Below are 17448 nucleotides of genomic sequence, written 5' to 3'. Positions count from 1 at the left end.
AAAATTCTCTCTGTTCATTTCATTATTATATTCACTACAAATTTTTATCTTAACGACAATAATTTTTTGATTTTCTTCTTGGCAAAATTTAACTATTTTTCACTTGCGAGTGCACTGATTATTTGGTGCGAACAAAGTTTAATTTTCTAACATGTTGAGATTAAAAATATGGCAGCTGAAATTAGATTAGGTAGTCGAAAATTTTATGACGATGAACACTTTCCAGGTGGCATCGATAGGGCTGGCTTTTTTACTATTCCTGAGGCAAATTTTTTAATTAATTATGGCTATACATTAAACGGATTGTATTGTGGCGAATTACAACCTGAAAATGAAGTAGAGCAGCGTTTCGTTGATAATGTTAATTCAGAGGAAGAATCAGCATTTTACGAGGTGCGTATTTGGCGAAAGTATCTAAAGGCGCTTTATAAAGTAAGCCATAGAGCGAGCGCCAACAGTTCTCGCAATGAAATAACTAGGTCGTTTGAGAGTTTCGATGAAGCATGAGCAAAGTCAAGGTAGTTATCTTGAGAAAAACAAAGCACATAAAAAAGCAAAAAAGGATAAACCAAAAGATAAATTAAGTCATAAATCAAAACGTAAAAAGTTTGATGACGATGACTGGAGTGATGAATAACACTCCAGTCATTTATTCATTAAGTTTGATAGTCGACAGGAACACGTTCGCTGTAAACATTGTTATCCTTGTCGACTACCACTGAGTGGTTACGCTCTACCTTTACCCAGTCTGTATCTTCTTCTGTGAGCGGCTCTGAGCTGATAATCGCGGTTTTATTAGTATTAGCACCATGTAAACTAAAATCTTTTTCTGATGTTAGTTCTAAAGCGCCTACGCCATAAAATAAAGACGCTGGCTGACTATTTCGATCAGTGGCATAGCGTGTAGCAACTAATGATGTGCCATCTGATACTGCAAGATTAATAAATGCATTGGTGTTTGCCTCAGTGGCAACGCGAATATCAATGATTTTTTTGATGACCAAATAAAGCGCATGTTTAATATCATCTGTTGTTAAATTATCAGCAAATTCGATAGTGTCGAGAAAGAGTGCAAATATGCATTCTGAGTCCGTATTACCTTTAACTAAATCAAATGCTTTGTTTGAGAGTTGATTTAGTATACTGCGTCTAAATTTAACAAACTGATCTAACCGGCCATTGTGCATAAAGGTATATTTTTGAAAATTGAACGGATGGCAATTGGCTTGAGAAACTGGCATGCCAACTGATGCATCACGTACATGGGCAAAAAAACACTGGCTTCTGACTTTGCTCGCAATTTGTTGTAAGTTTTGATTGCTCCAAGCAGGTTCAATACTAACAAACCGTGCTGGGAAGGGATCATCATGGGTAGGATACCAGCTCAAACCAAAGCCATCGCCATTGAGTGGCTTTTTACGCTTCTTAGCATCTTTGCTCTGCTCAACGAGTGAATTGGTAGGTGAAATTACAATGTCGTTTAAGGTGACTTCTGCACCTTTATAAGCAATAAAGCGACACATAGATAAATCCTAAAAAAATTTTTTACACTATAGGTGAATTTTTAAAAAATCATACAAAAAGTAACGGTTTGTGCTCTTTGCATGTAATGAATGATTCTATTACATAGCATAAGTATATATATAAAACGTAGATTATCTGACAGCCTGTAACTAAAAATTCGTTAGAAAGCGCCACAATTAACATACGCTGGTTTTCTATTAGTTATAGGAATGAACAGCATGCTTTTTGCTTTTTATCCAGGTTGTTAGGAGAAGAATAGACCTAGTACCACTTTATAATATCCATTAAAATATAACTTGTTTTATTTGAGGAAGAACAATTGGCATTTTTCTTATGTAGAGTATTTAGTTTCAAAGTTATTACTACTTTGTTTAATATTAACTAATCGTTTGTCGTCTGTATGCTTAAGTATTTTAACTTTTATATTTAATAATTGCTTGTTTCGTTCTAAATTTAGAAAAGTAAACGAAATGGTTTCGGCGCCATTTTAGATAATTGGTTATTAATTGAATCAGTCGTGAATTAGAAGAAGTATTTGTTTAACGCAAAATCACGATTACATTGAAAGTTAACTCATGTTTCTAAAAAATTGATAGTTTTTATCATAGTAAGTTATAAGAATAAGGCACAATAAGGTGTTATTTAATACACTTTTTTGTGTCTGTATTAATCAATATAGGAACACTATGGTGCGTTTTGCTTGTTTATTGTTCATACTTGCCAGTCCATTAGTTTGGGGTGTAACCGTTGATGAACAATTGAAAGAGGCGAAAGATTACCTAACTGTAAAACCTTCTGAAAGCTACAGAATTCTTGAAAGTATTGATTTAACCGCAAACCTCACAGAAGAGCAGTTAATTGAGTGGTACATTCTATATATGCGGGCTTCTTTGCCCTTGGGTAAATTAGATAATTTAATTGATTCAGTAGCAAATGCATTCGAATATCATAAGTCTGATTATTTTTCTGAAAATATCACTACGATTACCAGTGCTTTAGGTATTTGGCTAAGACGAAATAATTATTTGATTGATGCTGAGTTAAGTTTTAAATGCTCTTATCGAAATGCCAGTAATGACCGTTTGCGTGTTATATTAAATAACAGTATTGCTCTTCTTGCCCGAGAAAATCAAGACCTTGACCGCGCGAAGTCACTATTTGAATATTCTGCAAGGCTTGCTGAAGCTGGCAAAAATATCAATATGATGGGAATGATTAATTTCAATCAAGGTGTGATAGCCTTTCAAGAAAAAAAATTTGCACTAGCTGAACAACACTTTCGAAAAGCGCTCGATCATTATCAGTCAATTAATAAGCAATCGGGTAAAATTTTAGCAGCTACCTATTTATTGTTTTCTTTTGTAGTGCAAAAAGAACTAACAAATTACCAGCGTCTTTATTCGCCTACTTTTCAACAAACTGAAGCATTTCCAAATGTCACTTCTAAAGCACTCTTGGCATGGGTTCATGCAGGTTATTTACATCACATAGGTTCGCAGATAAATGATGAAATGCGTAATTCACTGTTAACGCAATTTAAAAATATTACGGATCATCATGAGCAGAAGCTCATTGAAAAACACCTGGCAAAACCGTTGGGTATTTCGCTCAAACTTCCCGAAGTAAAAGTGCATGTGGAGCGTTTTAATGCTAGGTGGTTTGCCCTTGTTCGACAATGTAATTTTAATCAAATAGTACACCCATAATGGACTTTTCAGCCAAATGTGCGAGTGCTAATGGGAATCTAATTAGCCTGAATTTCAGATTTTTATTTGGCGTGAGGCCACAAGCCATTATCTAAATTATCCTTAAACTATGCATTAAATTCAGCATAATTCCGTTATTTTTCTTAGGTTTGACTATATTGAAATAAGTAGAAAATAAATGAGCTGGTAGATTTATGCACCATCTTTCGATCAGAACAAAATTAATCGCATTTATATCAACAACTTTGGCACTTTTAGTAATTACCTTGGTGGCAATTAGTTGGTTCCAATTAAACACCAATAATCAAATGCAAAGTAAACGTGTGCAGTCGGTTTTGTTGGATGAAATAAACGACAAGCTGATGAGTAAAACACAATATTATGCAACTCAAATCGCAGGCTATATCAATACAGAATACAAAATACCGCTTACACTTGCTGGTGGTTTATCAAACACCGCTAAATCAATGCCATTATCGCGAGACGGGGTATACCAATTAACCCTAGGGGCGCTTTCTAAAAACCCTGATATATCATCGATCTATGCTCAGTTCGAGGCGAATGGTTATGATCAGAAAGACAGCGAATATATTGAAGGTTTCACTCACTCTGTTCCGGGAGCAGGTACCCTTGAGATTTATATCACACGGGAAAACGATGGTAGTTTAGTACAACACCAAGTTGAGGATGCAGCAGAAAAGTATTTGAATGATAAAAATGAATTTGGATATCGCGAAAGTGAATGGTATTTGTGTGCTAAGGATACCAAAAATCCCTGTATTATGGAGCCATATCTATACGAAATTGAGCCGGGGCAGTCAGAGTTAATGACGTCATTAACAGTACCTATTATGAACAATAGCGACTTTATTGGCATTGTAGGTGTTGATATAAATTTACCTAAATTTCAGTTGCTTACAAATAGTATTTCGAACAGTCTTTACAATGGAAAAGCCAAAGTTACCATTTTAAGTAACATTGGATTGGTGGTTGGATCAAGTCATTATAAAAATTTAGCACGTCCACTAAGTGAATCACTTACCAACAATGATGCAAACAGCATAATGAACATTCGAAAGCGCCAAGAGAAAATTGAAGTTAGTAATAATTTGGTTTTTTCTATGCCAATAGATATTACTGTTGCAAATACAACGTGGAGTTTAATCATCGAATTGCCGAAAGATGTGGCATTAGCTAATGCAGCTAAACTCGCTGAAAATCAAGCAACTGCAACTGCCAGTGTGGGAAAAACCATGATGCTCATTGGGGTAATTGTGTCTGTAATTGCAATTGGCATATCTATCTTTATTTTGAGAACCATTGTTAAACCTATTACTGATATTAAACAGCGTATTGAGAACCTTGCGAGCAGTGAAGGTGATCTTTCTGTTAGCTTATCTGTAACCCAACACGAAGAACTAATCTCACTAGCTGCAGGATTTAATCAGTTCACACAAAAACTAAGGACTATGATTGACGGTTTGAAAGATCTTGCAAATGACTCTTTCAGCCAATCTGCGAACACCTCTCAAGCTGCGAAAGAAATTAAAGCAAAAGTGAATATGCAGCATATTGAAATCAATAGTGTGGTTACTGCAATAAATGAGCTTAGTGCTACAGCGACTGAGGTAGCACGTTCATCTGAAAGTGCGGCTACTACCACTAACAATACCAATCTTAAAGTTAAAGAAAGCGAACAAGGCATTGTTGCTGCATCACACTCTGTGGAAACTATGACTGAACATGTTAATAGTGCAAAAGAGTCAATAATTGCAGTTGCCCAAAGAAGTAAGGATATTACCCATATTTTGGATGTAATTCGCTCTATTGCCGAGCAAACAAATCTATTAGCACTTAACGCAGCTATAGAAGCTGCTCGTGCAGGCGAGCAAGGGCGTGGCTTTGCTGTTGTTGCTGATGAAGTTCGCTCACTAGCCTCAAAAACTCAAGACTCTACAAATGAAATCAGTCAATTAATAGATAATTTGCAAAGTGAGGTGGGAACCTCCGAATCGATTATCGAAAAATCTGTTGCGCAAGCAAGTGATGCGATGGAGCATTGTGCTAGAGCTGCATCGCAAATGGGAGAAATGGTAAATGAGCTTGCGTTAATCTCAGACGAAGTTACTCAAATTGCCACAGCCGCAGAAGAGCAAAGTGCAGTGACTGAAGATTTAAGTTCTAATATGACTGGTATATCGGATGCGGCTGCCGAGTTGTCACAACTTGCTGATACAGTAGAGCAAGCGGCGGCGCAGCTTACTTATTTGGTTGAGCAAAAATATAAGCAGTTAAGCCAACTTAAAACTCAATAATTTAACAGAACAGCGGCTCCTATGTGGGAAACATTGGAGCTGCATCTAGAGTATTTGCCAATTACTTCTTTTTAAATTCCATTTGCACTTAACGTCTTACCAATTATCACCGATTATAACCGTTAAACACAAAGCAAAACTATACAACAACTATTCAGCTTATATTTAACGCATCAACAGAACAGGGCTAATATTATGACATCGACAGACAACACCGCATTGGATTTTGAGGTTTCTCATCTCATCGAGGGTGGTTTGGCAATATTTGCACTCGGGGTAACACTCGGCATGCTAATCGCTGCTGGAATGACTAGTGCGGTTTTTATTGGTGCTTTAGCTGCCATCGCTACTTATACAGTGCGTCATCGATAAACATACATAACAACTCGATCATATCCCAACCATAAAAACACTTGTCTTCAACCAGCAAGTGTTTTTTATTAGTTCTAATAGTAAATCAGCAATTGTCATTGGGCGTCGTTTCAATCTCAATAAAGCTAGGTTTCAATATCCAGTACGGATAGACTATTTGTGGTGAATTAACCCTATTTTTGCAAGTTTCGATGGTCTTCTAAGCAACAGGGTTTCATACTTGATGATTTTTTTGAAAGTACATCATTCAATGCCAGTAATCTCTAATAAATAATTAAAGTGATGTTATACATCACTATTCTTATCTAATTTTTTAAACCTATAGTCCAAACACACTAATATGAAGACCAAAGGCATTTTCAAAACCATTCTCGGCGAAGAAATTAGAATAATTAAATTGAATATGTATGTTTTGAGTTAGCTGATATTCAATAAACCCCTTTGCATACATCGAACTTTCAAAGTCATTGAGCTCTTGATTTTCACAGGTGTCACAGCGAAACACTGAACGTTCAATATTGTTATAGCGATAACCGCCAAGTATTCCGATGCTCAATCGGTCTAAAGTTTTAGGTGTAAATTTTAAACCTGTTTCTGCATACATTGCAAAACCTGTAATGGTCGATTCTTTACTACTCACTTGTCCGGTAAATTCGTTTTTAACCATTTGTACAAAAGGTACAGTATCTTCCATGTACATATAATCCAGACCAGTGGCAAATTGCAGGTATGGGTGGGGTTCGCCCTTATAATACAAGCCAATGGCATGGGCCTTGCCACCATAAATCAACGGCCCATCCGTGGTGGCGCGGTAATCACTGGCAGTTAAGTTTTGGTAACTCACACCGATTGAATAATCGTAAAAATTAATTTCACTTTTTGCGCTTGAATTCGCTGAGAAAAAACACAGCAAAAAACCAATTGTGCTTACTATTTTCATAACTTGTCTCCTAAAATGTGTTACAGCTCCGCACTAAGTGCACGTGATGTTTGTTCTGTCGTTCACTGTAGAAAATAATGCTGTTTTGATACTGGTATTGGTAACTTGCGTTATCGTTACGCGGCGTAGGTGTACTGCTCCACACTTCACCAAATGGAATATTTTTAAAGGCAAATGGATTAAGCGGTGGCTCTTCACAGGCCAGCTCAATATTTTGTTGTAACTCTTTTATACTGGGCATTCGCCACGGATTTGCATTAGGGGTTGAATCATTTAAATTACTTGCAAAATCAAGGGCTTGTTGCCAATCTAGCTTTTCAGCTTGTCCTTGTTCACAATTTTCACCACTGAGTCCTACCACACATTTTTGCCAAATTAAGCCTGTTAAGGTATCGAGCACATTCCCTTCACTATCTTGTTTATAACGACTGCTTGGCGCTGTGTTCTCTTCGATGGTATTGCAACGTTGTTGAGGAGCAAATAAATGACGGTTATTTACTAATTGCTCTTTTCCTGTTGGGGGTGAAAATTGATTTAGCAACCGGTTTTGACCACGTACAGCACGAATATGACGGGTAGTGGAACTCCCTCCCCCAACGACACGGCCAACATTAAAATCTACCGCCCAAATATTGCCTTCATCATCTACATCTAGCGTGCTTGACCAATAAAAATTTGATTTTGTGTTTGGAAAATAATTGCTATCTATTGCTGGGGAGAATGTGTTGTAGTTGACCAATTCTTGCAACTCCACTTTACTTGGTAATCGCCAATCACTAAAGCCACATAATGCTTTTTGATTTAGTCGATTTAAGTAGCTTTGGCTATCGCATTCACTGTCACACTCACCTCCATTTACGGTAGAAAAAGATGGGTAGTTATCATCTCGAAAGCTATAGGTATGTGTGGCATCTTGTAAATCACCAGAGCCAGCAAAGGTTTTAACTTCCCAAACTAAGTCAGTGATGTTATCAAGCACACAAACAGACGTAGATTCATTGTCATACAAAGCATCGCCGTTACCCTTTAATTTGGTGAAGCTAAAACCTGCATGACCGTCGTCATTATTAGTTTGTTCAATGTCAGCGCCTACATCACAATCCTGTAAAAAGCCAGACTGGCTAGTACAGTTTGGAAAATTCCCTTCGGGAAAATCACCTGCCAACAAAGAACCTGTATCGTTAAAGTCGATTTGCGCTTCATCGCAAGTGCATTCACCATCGCACATAGGTAAAGCAAAGTCGCTGGCGCTAACTTCATTTGAAACGGAATCTGAAGATATGGCTGGTAATTCACTCACCGCTTCATATTTACAAGAGGCAACAAACACCAGTGCCGTGATTAACAACACGTTTTTAATATTTGCGGCTTTATAAATTTTTAACGCCATTACTTTGCTCCATCCTTTTTAACTTGATGAATAAAGTGCAAATTTAAAACCAGTGACATGTTAAGGATCTGAAAAACACATCTTTAACACTTCAATCGCTACATTTAATTTTTTGATAAATAAAGGGTAATGGTTTGAAATAGGCAATTTATTTCGTGTTGGAGAGAGTCTACTTCAAGGCAAATTTTCGATTAAAAAGTTACATAAAATGGAAATCGGGTGCTAAATATTTGCAAAATGCGAAGCATTATCTGAGAGCTTATGGCGAAAGTTTATTTTACAAGTGTTGGTAAAAGGCACAGTTAAGAATATCAATAGATTGATTCTTAATGCTTTATTTAAATTTTGATATGGTTTATTCCGGTACAGACTGTTTTGGATTGGTAATTGCCTAAATGTTGGAAAGCGTGTTGTGTTGTTTAAGAAAAACAACAAGCGCACAGCCCTAAATTACGTTAGCAATCTAATAGGAGCCGTTATGGAATCAGTCGACCCAATGTTAATTGCGTTTCTACCTAAAGACATTCGCAATATGTTTTTCCCTTACGCCAGTGTGCAGCTTGCGTCACTGGTATTCAACCTTATCATTGGTTTTGTAATGGCGAGCATTATAGGGGCGCATTTTCGCAAATACGCCAGTGCATTTTGTAACCGCCAAGACTTTTCGCGTTTATTTCCACTTTTAATGCTAAGTGTCATTTTAATCATCACCGTGGTTAAAGCCTCACTTGCGCTAGCGCTTGGTTTAGTTGGGGCGCTTTCAATAGTGCGTTTTAGAACGCCGATTAAAGAGCCAGAAGAACTGCTTTATCTGTTTTTAAATATTGGTATTGCAGTTGCACTTGGTGCAGGGCAAACCCTTGCAGCAGTAGTGTCCTGTTTTGTCACTTTATTGCTGATAGCTTGGATAAAAAAACGTGACAGTCAAACAAAACAAGAAAATGGACTCTTTCTCTCACTTAACCATGTATCAGATACAGGTTATCAAGACACTCAATTGGTTTCACAACTCAAAGAGTTACTTTCAAGTCACGCCGACCGCATTGAGTTACGCCGCATTGATATTGCAGATACCCGTTTTGATGCCAGCTTTTTTATCTCAGTGAGCGATGAAAAGCAAATCGATGCTTGCATGAATGCCCTTTCAAATGCGTTTAACGGCATCAATATTTCGCTTCTCGAGCAACATAATATTGCAGGAGTCTAGTTATGCGTTTAGACACAGCAAAACAGCAATTTAACCGGAGTGAACAACTTAAACTGATATTCAGCCTGGTACTGTTAACGATTTTATTGTTGCCATCCACTGGTGCAGTAAAACGCTTTTTAGTAGATAAAGGGTTTGTCGCAACACACCTTTCAAATAAAGAAAAAGCGTTGCAGTTGGCATCGAGCTTAATCACCTTGCCACACAGCTACCTTACGGCGAAAACTGACTTGCCGCTTATTAAGGTCGATATTAAATACCAAGACTGGCTCAAACTGGAAGAAGACAGACGCAGCGCGTTTGAGCGTGGCATTATTCCTGAGAATCGCAGCCAAGTGAGCGGCGTAATTTACTTTGGTAAAGAAAAGTACGCGGCAAAAGTAAGGTTACAAGGTGATATGCTTGATCATGTTAATAAAGCTGATCGTTGGTCACTTAAAGTTGAGTTAAAGAAAAAACAAGCGATGTTTGGTTCGCGCAAATTTGCCCTTGTTGCACCAAGTGTAAGGGTCAATCAAGGGCCAAACCTGTTTGCCAAAAGCTTAGACGTGAGTGGATTTGATATTATCTCGCCAAAAAATATACCTGTTAAGCTTGTGGTAAATGGCGCTGATTGGGGCGTAATGTTGTTTGAACAAGCTTTTAGTCAAGACTTACTAGCAGTGAATAATCGCACTGAAGGTTTAATTACACGTCTCGATTTGCTATCAGAAACAACCAATAGCCACGGGGAAGTCACTCGCACCTTAAAACCGCGAGTATTGCAACAAAAAACCATTTTAGCTAATCAGGCCCTTGCCAATCAGCGTCAAATTGCACTTGCATTACTTGATGACTTTTTAACAGGCAAACGTCCTGCTAGTGATGTATTTGATGCTGCGCGTTTAGGTCAATACCTCGCTATGGTTGATTTGTGGGGGGCGTGGCATGCATTAACCTGGAACAACTGGCGTTGGTATTACAACCCGCATATTGCAAAGCTAGAACCTATTCAAAGTGATGTGGCAGTCACGCCAGCCGCACACATTTGGTTAATGAAACCGCCAAGCCACCGTTTTGCTTTAAGTAAAGCAATGCTTGCCGATGATGTGGTTAATGCGCACTATTTAGCGGCAAAAGAGCAGCTTTTAAGTTCACTCGAAACTAAATTAATCCCGGCGCTTGAAAGCTATGACATAACATTTATCAAATCTTTGCATCTAGATAGCCCGCTTATAACTCCCTTCAATTATCATGTAATGAAGCAACAAGCGACCTGTTGGCAAAATAATTACCAAAGTTCAGAGTGTAGCCAATTTTCTGATGTTAGCCGTGAGCTTCATAAACAAATGGATAACTATAAAGCCAAAGCCAATTGGGATTTATACAGTCGTTTAAATGAGCAAAATGGCAAGCTTGTTTGGCAGGTAACAAATACTGAAGAACAGCCACTTATAATTAATAGTATCGAAGGCATCACTAAGCAGCAAGAAATCTCACCGCTCGAGAAAATTAATGATGAGTTACCGGTTAGCATTGCACCGGGAGAGTCACTCGCATTAACACTACCATCTCGCTTAAAAGCAATTTCGGCAAGAGTTGCTCTTAAAGGTAAAGGAAATGAAACCTTTTTCTTTCAAAAAGGCACAGCACCACTTGCCTTTATTCCTCGCGGCGGAATGAATCCGTTTGATAGTGCTAAATATGCCCATTTTATTACTCAATCGCAAAATAAATGGGAGTTTAAAGTAGGAGAGTGGGAAATAAATGATTATTTAGTCACCCCTGCTAATACGGAAGTGGTTATCCCTCAAGGCACCACACTTAAATTTGCACGAAATGCGGGCTTAATGGTGTTTGGCACGTTTTATAGCAAAGGTACGCTAAGTGCGCCAGTGATAATGACAAGACAACAAAATACATCAAAATGGTCAGGGCTTAGTGTGTTTGCAAAAGAGCAAAATACCGCCCATCAAATAGATCATCTTTACATTAGCTATGCCAGCAGCCCGAAACTTGGTTTATGGCAACCACGTGGCGCAATTTATTTTGTGAAGGGAAATGTCAATATGCGCAGTGTACAAATTACTGACAATCAATCAGAAGATGGTCTGAACATTATTAACGCAGATATCAATATTTATGACTTAACCATCAAAAATGCACTTTCAGATGCGTTTGATTGCGATTTTTGCACAGGGGTACTGGATACCAGTCAATTTACCAATATTGGTTTTCGCTCAGGTGGCGATGGAATTGATGTGAGTGGATCAACTCTCACAGTAAGACATGCCAAGTTCAAAAATGTACGTGATAAAGCAATCTCAGCAGGTGAGCAAAGCCAGTTGGTGGTCAGTGATACTCATTTTGATGATGTGAATTTCGGTCTTGTAGCGAAAGATAACTCACTAATAGAGGCGCATCATGTGCGTGCATCAAATATCCAACATAAAGCATTAATGAGTTATTCAAAAAAACGCATATTTGGCCCAGCGATAATGCGCGTTACAGACTATTTTTGCAGTGATAGCGATTGCAATATTAAGCAAACTGCAGAGCTTGGCAGTCAGCTGCTGGTAAATGGTCTTGCTATTCAGAGCGAAGCGCTAGATGTGAAAGATCTGTACAACACAGTAATGAAATCGGACAAACCAAAATGAATATACAACCAAGAGAATATCGGTTTGAAGTAAAAGTACCTGTGCCACTTAACCGATTACAAGAAGTACAAATTTGGCTACAGGCGCACAATATGCAATTTCGACAGCATTATGCTCCGCGAGACATTAACAGCTTGTATTTAGATACGCCTTTGTTGGCACGCTATGAGGAAAACTTAAGCGGTATTAGTACACGTAAAAAAGTACGCATTCGTTGGTATGGTGATTTAACTAATGCCAAAAAAGCAAAGTTGGAATTCAAACATCGCCAAGCGGGCAAAGGATATAAAGTGATATATGACACAAAGCTTGATTTTAGCATGCCACAATTTGCTTGGCATCATGCCCTTAAATCAGCCTATGGCAACTTACCTATAGAAGCACAATGTATGTGGGCAACAGAGCATAGCCCAATTATTATTTGCCGTTATCATCGTGAATATTATATTTCCAGCGATGAAAAAATGAGGGCAACCTTTGACTCAAAAATTGAATCGTTCGATCAACGTTATCGTCAACAGGCCAATTTAAGTAAAGGCATTTCTCTGGGTGAATATGTGTTGTTAGAGCTTAAAACCAATGCAGAATACGAAAATGAACTCAGTAATTTATTGGCAACTTGTCCGCTCAGGCCTTCTCGGCACTCTAAATACGTAAACTGTATTCGCAGTTTGATGTGGCGCTAAGTTAGGAGGGGTATGAGCAATTAATAAGCTATTAGGTATTTAAAAATATTCAAAACTTAAATATGCCTAGGAAGAATACAATAAGCCTTATATTTTAATCGACAGTTTATTATATAGGCCATAGTAAAAATAAAATTGTATTAATTGCACGTAGCACTTTGCTATGAAAGCGTTGTTAAAAGAAAGATAAAAACTAGTACAATCACCCTTTAGTACGACAAGGTTATCCCCAAAAAAAGTGTGTAACTCTGTTAAAAAGTCTTATTTTAAATTATTAATCAATGTAATAAGTGACATCATACTTTTGACATAAATAACTAAATTAATGTTTATTTTAACAAAAAGATCTAAGAAAAAATGAATATTAATAAATCTGCTTTAGACATCAATTGCATATCTATTTACTAGCTTACCAAAGCAAGCTCGGCAGTTTACACTATAAAAAATGAATATTTACTTATAGCCAAGCTCTCGTTTTTAAAGAAAAAAATTATAAAATCAAACTCAAATAGTATTGTCGGTAAGTAATATTTATGGAACTATGATTTCTCGTTACACGATACTTTTCAAAAACCTCACATCGCTTTGCATCGTAGATTTAGTAAGGAAATGACATGTCTACAACACAAATAAAACGATTTCCATACTCACACTTTTTTCGTTTCTGCGCATTAGGCCTATTTATTTCATCAAGCTTTTCTTATGCCAATGAAAGTGAATTAGAAAAGCGTCTTAGCGAACTTGAAGCGCGATTATCTAAATTAGAAAACGCATTACAGCAAAAAGATAAGCACATTGAAAAGTTAGAAACGCAGCTACACACTGGCAAAAAACAGAAGCTAAAACTCTCTCATATCAGCAAGATATTGAAAAAAATAGCTAGTTGGCTGTGTTTAAGCAAAGGCCAAGCCACCAATACAAAGCACCTGAGCGCAGTATTCGGTTAAGCGGTACCGATACGCGCTTACAAATTGGCGGTCATATTTGGTTAGATGCTATCTATAATAGTGGCGAAATGACCAATCACGCAGGTTTCCAAACCTCGTCTATTGCTTATGAAAAAGACACTGTCGACGACAACACTTTGTTAAGCGCTGGACAGTCGAAACTCTATTTAAAAAGTTTTACACTAACTAAATATGGCGAAATGAAAACGCGCTTTGAATTTGATATGTTTCAAAGCGATGGCAACGCAGGATTCCATTTAACCCATCTATGGGGTGAACTCGGTAACTTTGGTGCGGGTCAGACTTTCACCGGATTTATGGATATTGATTCTTTCCCTAATATTCTCGATTACTGGGGACCAAACTCAATGGTCTTCACACGTCAACTTCAAGTTCGTTATACCTTTAATTTAGACAAACAAAGCAAATTTGCGGTATCGCTAGAGCGCTCAGATTCTGATTTTGCATACCCTAGTAGCACAGACGAGCGAGTGTACCTTTATGATGAAGTAAACGAGCTACCAGACATAACAGCTTATTATTTAAAACAAGGTGAGTTTGGTCATTTTAAAAGTTCGTTTATTTTACGCAAACTAGGCTACGAAACGCCTTGGCAAAGTGATGAAACGTTAGGTTGGGGTGTTAATTTATCGGGCGCTTTTAATGTAAGTACGCAAAGCAGCATTAAATATCAAGTGGTGCATGGTGATGGTATTAGCCGTTATATCAATGACCCTTGCTGCAGTGTGTATTCAGCACAAACAGGTGGTTCTGATGCAGGTATAAATGCCAAAGGCAACCTTGAAGCAATCACAGCAACAGGCGGTTTTGTTTACCTCGACCATCAATGGCAAGATGATATGAGCAGTAGTTTGGGTTTAAGTGTGATGACACTTGATAACCTATCTACTCAGTTTAATCGCTCGTTTAAACAAAGTATTTATTCCACCGCAAACTTAATTTGGTCACCAACCGAAATGTCGAAGTTAGGCATAGAGCTTCAGCATGGTGAAGTAGAAGATAAATTTGGTACAAAAGCAGATAACTTCAGACTACAAACGTCGTTTGGATTCAAATATTAAGGAACAATGATGATGAAAAAATGGTTACTTACACTCATCCTTTTAGTGCCATTAAGTGGTGTTGCAAAGGTTGCAAAAGTTAATGAAATCGAGGCGCTTTTAGCAAAAGCGCATAGTATGTATAAAGATGAAAAAGCAGGTGCTAACGCCGATTATATTCCGGCACTTGCAAAAGTGAACCCCGACCTTTTTGGTATAGCCCTTGTCACGAACGATGGCAAACTTTATAGCTATGGCGATGTGGATGCACGTTTTTCAATTCAATCAATTTCAAAGGTGTTTACATTAGCACTTGCACTTGAAGCGAAAGGAGCTGAACAGGTAGCTTCAAAAATTGGTGTGAATGCAACGGGTTTACCCTTTAACTCAGTTGCTGCAATTGAGCTAAATAAAGCGCGCAGTGTTAATCCATTAGTAAATGCAGGCGCAATGGCGACAGTAAGTTTGCTTGAGGGAGAGAAAGAGAATAAGTGGCAAGGTCTATTACATTGGTATAACGAATTTGCAAATACAGAACTACCTGTATTAAAAAGTATTTATCAATCTGAGTCTGAAACAAATGGCCATAACTTAGCTATTGCTGAATTATTAAAGTCATATGATCGTTTTTATGGAGATGTGAAAGATAACCTCGATATTTACACACGCCAATGCTCAATTGGTGTAACTGTGTCAGATTTAGCTGTTATGGCATCACCATTTGCAAACCGTGGTGTGCATCCAATTACTAAGAAAAAACTAATGAGTGAAGAAAACGTAGAGCGTTTGCTTGCGGTAATGACCACTGCCGGTTTATATGAAACAAGCGGTGATTGGGCATTTAAAGTTGGCTTACCTGCGAAAAGTGGTGTTGGCGGCGGCATTATTGCGGTTGCGCCAGAGCGATTCTCTATTGCAGTATTTTCACCGCGTTTAGATCAAGCGGGCAACAGTGTTCGCGCTCAAAAAACCATTGATTACATTGCTGATGCAATGGATGCGAATATTTTTTAACCTTATTTAAAACAAAAAAGCGCAGTAAAATCTGCGCTTTTTTTATGAATATTGTTTTTACATATTGCCAAGTTTTACCATCATGGCGGTATACATTTTTAGGTTAAGCGCCATTTGCTCAGGCGTTAAATACTCGTGCTCAGAGTGACCTGTATATTTTTTACCAGGCATCGACGGGCCAAACGACACAGCGTTATCAAATAATTTGGCATTGGTACCACCACCAATTGAAACAAAGCTTGCATCTTTATCACCAGTGAAATGTTTAAAGATATCTAAAAGCGCTTCAGCATGCGGTGCATCATTCAGCAGCATCGGCGTACCAATATGAATTTCCACGTTATTTAATGTCACATTGTTATTAGCTTGCCAATTATTTAGGGCAGTATCAATTTGAGATTTTAATAGCGGCTCTGTTTTGCCAACTGGGCGGCGTAAATTAACGGATAATTTAATGCCGTTGTCGCTGCGCTTTAATAATGTTGGCGCGACAGTCATTGGTCCCATAAAATCGTGACGGTAGGCAATCTCACCAAATTGTGCGCCGTATAAATCAAGGCCGATTAGTTGATTAATAAATTCGATTGCTTGGCCATCACTGTTGTTTTCTAAATCAATGCCTTTAAATATTTCAGCTAAATGAGCAATGGCATTGTGTCCTGCTTCAGGTTCTGAAGAGTGCGCCGATTCGCCTTTTACATTTATTAAAAATGTATCTCCTTGTGGTGTAAGTGTAACGTGAACATCTTTAAGTGAATCGATGTTTTGTTTAAGCTTTGTAAGTGTAGTTTCATCAGCATTATGAAGCACTATACTGGCATCTTCTGGGATTTGGCTAACAAATGCACCGCCTTTTAACTCGCTAACATAAACACCTGTTTGTGGTGATGACCCTGAAAATGTTGGCGCAATTAAACTCCAGCCTTTCTCGGCTACAACCACAGGGTAAGACGCATCAATAGTGACGGCGTATTTTGGTTGATGATAGCTTTTCATAAAGCGCTTTAGTGGCTCCCAATCTGATTCTTCAGCTAGGTAGACCATAAGCTCGATGCGATTGTTAAGCTTAACATTGTTATCTTTAAGCGTTTTCATAGCATAAAGCGCAGTCGCAATTGCGCCTTTATCATCTTCTGTGCCTCGACCAATTAATTTGCCTGGTTCAGAGGTTTTATCAAGTAAAAATGGGCTTTGTTGCCATTTTGTTGGGTCTGCTGGTTGCACATCGCCATGGGTTACTATGGTTACTTTCTCTTGTTGTTCACCCATACCGATTAATACGGTGTGACCAAAATCTTGGTAATCAAAACCAAGCTCCGCCGCTTTCATTTTTAATAGCGACTTAAAACCAATAAAGTCCGGATTTTGCAGTGTATCAATGTCTTTTTTATTAACGGTTGGGAATGACACCATATTGCCCAAAGTATGAATTTGCGCGTTTTGATAGTGTGTTACGGCATAGTCTGCCAACTTATCAGTTGCTGGGCTAACAGATGCAAAGGTATGACTTGCAAATAATGCAGCACATGGAAGAAGAGCGAATTTCAAGGGAGCACTCCAAAGGTAATTTACGACTAAAGAAGTGCCAAGTGTATCACCGCTGAACACTAAAAAAAGGGTTTTACGATCAATCCGATCTATGTTTTT

The 17448-nt window shown here is 38.0% G+C and carries 15 protein-coding genes; 11 read left to right on the top strand and 4 right to left on the bottom strand.

Annotation, left to right across the window (positions count from 1 at the left end):
• The first annotated feature begins 168 nt into the window (after window positions 1–168).
• Together maoP and ABYD77_RS00405 are read left to right on the top strand one after the other, a co-directional pair.
• Window positions 169–507 (top strand): DUF413 domain-containing protein, encoded by a 339-nt coding sequence (maoP, locus tag ABYD77_RS00410; protein ID WP_372765891.1) that lies wholly within the window; start codon window positions 169–171, stop codon window positions 505–507.
• On the top strand, window positions 497–637 hold the full coding sequence (locus ABYD77_RS00405; RefSeq protein ID WP_274759834.1) for a hypothetical protein: 141 nt from the start codon (window positions 497–499) through the stop codon (window positions 635–637). Before maoP ends, ABYD77_RS00405 begins: the two co-directional genes overlap by 11 nt.
• Window positions 638–656: 19 nt before the next feature.
• Here ABYD77_RS00405 and ABYD77_RS00400 read toward each other — a convergent pair whose 3' ends face one another.
• On the bottom strand, window positions 657–1523 hold the full coding sequence (locus ABYD77_RS00400; protein WP_372765889.1) for a class II glutamine amidotransferase: 867 nt from the start codon (window positions 1521–1523) through the stop codon (window positions 657–659).
• Between the two features lie 687 nt (window positions 1524–2210).
• Here ABYD77_RS00400 and ABYD77_RS00395 point away from each other — a divergent pair.
• From ABYD77_RS00395 to ABYD77_RS00385, 3 genes are all read left to right on the top strand, one after another.
• A complete protein-coding gene (locus ABYD77_RS00395) occupies window positions 2211–3230 on the top strand; it encodes a hypothetical protein (RefSeq protein ID WP_372765887.1) in 1020 nt (339 codons plus the stop codon).
• A gap of 194 nt (window positions 3231–3424) precedes the next feature.
• Complete coding sequence (locus ABYD77_RS00390; protein ID WP_372765885.1) at window positions 3425–5545, top strand: methyl-accepting chemotaxis protein; 2121 nt, start codon at window positions 3425–3427, stop codon at window positions 5543–5545.
• Window positions 5546–5740: 195 nt separating this feature from the next.
• Window positions 5741–5917 carry a hypothetical protein gene (locus tag ABYD77_RS00385; RefSeq protein ID WP_372765883.1) on the top strand — a complete coding sequence of 59 codons (177 nt, stop codon included), beginning with the start codon at window positions 5741–5743 and terminating at the stop codon, window positions 5915–5917.
• 319 nt (window positions 5918–6236) lie between these two features.
• On the opposite strand, the gene ABYD77_RS00380 is transcribed toward ABYD77_RS00385, so the two are convergent.
• Both ABYD77_RS00380 and ABYD77_RS00375 read right to left on the bottom strand, forming a co-directional pair.
• Entirely contained in the window at window positions 6237–6857 is a 621-nt protein-coding gene (locus tag ABYD77_RS00380; RefSeq protein ID WP_372765881.1) for a hypothetical protein, read from the bottom strand.
• Between the two features lie 10 nt (window positions 6858–6867).
• Entirely contained in the window at window positions 6868–8247 is a 1380-nt protein-coding gene (locus ABYD77_RS00375) for a DUF1566 domain-containing protein (protein ID WP_372765879.1), read from the bottom strand.
• A 478-nt stretch (window positions 8248–8725) separates the two neighbouring features.
• Between ABYD77_RS00375 and ABYD77_RS00370 the strand changes: the two genes are divergently transcribed.
• The 6 genes from ABYD77_RS00370 (at window position 8726) to glsA (ending at window position 15801) form a co-directional block, all read left to right on the top strand.
• Window positions 8726–9454, top strand: coding sequence for a DUF4956 domain-containing protein (locus ABYD77_RS00370; protein ID WP_372765877.1), 729 nt, complete (start codon window positions 8726–8728; stop codon window positions 9452–9454).
• 2 nt (window positions 9455–9456) lie between these two features.
• Window positions 9457–12093, top strand: a complete 2637-nt coding sequence (locus tag ABYD77_RS00365; RefSeq protein WP_372765875.1) for a hypothetical protein — start codon at window positions 9457–9459, stop codon at window positions 12091–12093.
• The gene (locus ABYD77_RS00360; RefSeq protein ID WP_372765873.1) at window positions 12090–12779 is read left to right on the top strand and encodes a polyphosphate polymerase domain-containing protein; all 690 of its coding nucleotides are present in this window, start codon (window positions 12090–12092) and stop codon (window positions 12777–12779) included. Before ABYD77_RS00365 ends, ABYD77_RS00360 begins: the two co-directional genes overlap by 4 nt.
• 614 nt (window positions 12780–13393) lie before the next feature.
• The gene (locus tag ABYD77_RS00355; RefSeq protein ID WP_372765871.1) at window positions 13394–13726 is read left to right on the top strand and encodes a hypothetical protein; all 333 of its coding nucleotides are present in this window, start codon (window positions 13394–13396) and stop codon (window positions 13724–13726) included.
• Complete coding sequence (locus ABYD77_RS00350; protein ID WP_372765869.1) at window positions 13669–14808, top strand: DcaP family trimeric outer membrane transporter; 1140 nt, start codon at window positions 13669–13671, stop codon at window positions 14806–14808. Before ABYD77_RS00355 ends, ABYD77_RS00350 begins: the two co-directional genes overlap by 58 nt.
• A gap of 12 nt (window positions 14809–14820) precedes the next feature.
• Entirely contained in the window at window positions 14821–15801 is a 981-nt protein-coding gene (glsA, locus tag ABYD77_RS00345; RefSeq protein WP_372765867.1) for a glutaminase A, read from the top strand.
• Window positions 15802–15858: 57 nt separating this feature from the next.
• Here the strand turns inward: glsA and ABYD77_RS00340 are convergent, their stop codons facing one another.
• The gene (locus tag ABYD77_RS00340; RefSeq protein ID WP_372765996.1) at window positions 15859–17349 is read right to left on the bottom strand and encodes a dipeptidase; all 1491 of its coding nucleotides are present in this window, start codon (window positions 17347–17349) and stop codon (window positions 15859–15861) included.
• Window positions 17350–17448 lie beyond the last annotated feature (99 nt).

It is taken from the genome of Pseudoalteromonas sp. (assembly GCF_041629635.1).
Lineage (GTDB): Bacteria > Pseudomonadota > Gammaproteobacteria > Enterobacterales > Alteromonadaceae > Pseudoalteromonas.
The sequence above is the reverse complement of the archived record's forward strand: the minus strand, read 5'-3'. Positions and strand labels throughout refer to the sequence as shown.

What these genes read in the sequence shown, in the direction of transcription:
- ABYD77_RS00390 (WP_372765885.1), top strand. Translation starts at nt 3,425, where the DNA reads ATGCACCATCTTTCGATCAGAACAAAATTAATCGCATTTATATCAACA.
- ABYD77_RS00365 (WP_372765875.1), top strand. Translation starts at nt 9,457, where the DNA reads ATGCGTTTAGACACAGCAAAACAGCAATTTAACCGGAGTGAACAACTT.
- ABYD77_RS00400 (WP_372765889.1), bottom strand. Translation starts at nt 1,523, where the DNA reads ATGTGTCGCTTTATTGCTTATAAAGGTGCAGAAGTCACCTTAAACGAC.
- ABYD77_RS00355 (WP_372765871.1), top strand. Translation starts at nt 13,394, where the DNA reads ATGTCTACAACACAAATAAAACGATTTCCATACTCACACTTTTTTCGT.
- glsA (WP_372765867.1), top strand. Translation starts at nt 14,821, where the DNA reads ATGAAAAAATGGTTACTTACACTCATCCTTTTAGTGCCATTAAGTGGT.
- ABYD77_RS00405 (WP_274759834.1), top strand. Translation starts at nt 497, where the DNA reads ATGAAGCATGAGCAAAGTCAAGGTAGTTATCTTGAGAAAAACAAAGCA.
- ABYD77_RS00385 (WP_372765883.1), top strand. Translation starts at nt 5,741, where the DNA reads ATGACATCGACAGACAACACCGCATTGGATTTTGAGGTTTCTCATCTC.
- ABYD77_RS00395 (WP_372765887.1), top strand. Translation starts at nt 2,211, where the DNA reads ATGGTGCGTTTTGCTTGTTTATTGTTCATACTTGCCAGTCCATTAGTT.
- ABYD77_RS00370 (WP_372765877.1), top strand. Translation starts at nt 8,726, where the DNA reads ATGGAATCAGTCGACCCAATGTTAATTGCGTTTCTACCTAAAGACATT.
- maoP (WP_372765891.1), top strand. Translation starts at nt 169, where the DNA reads ATGGCAGCTGAAATTAGATTAGGTAGTCGAAAATTTTATGACGATGAA.
- ABYD77_RS00375 (WP_372765879.1), bottom strand. Translation starts at nt 8,247, where the DNA reads ATGGCGTTAAAAATTTATAAAGCCGCAAATATTAAAAACGTGTTGTTA.
- ABYD77_RS00380 (WP_372765881.1), bottom strand. Translation starts at nt 6,857, where the DNA reads ATGAAAATAGTAAGCACAATTGGTTTTTTGCTGTGTTTTTTCTCAGCG.
- ABYD77_RS00360 (WP_372765873.1), top strand. Translation starts at nt 12,090, where the DNA reads ATGAATATACAACCAAGAGAATATCGGTTTGAAGTAAAAGTACCTGTG.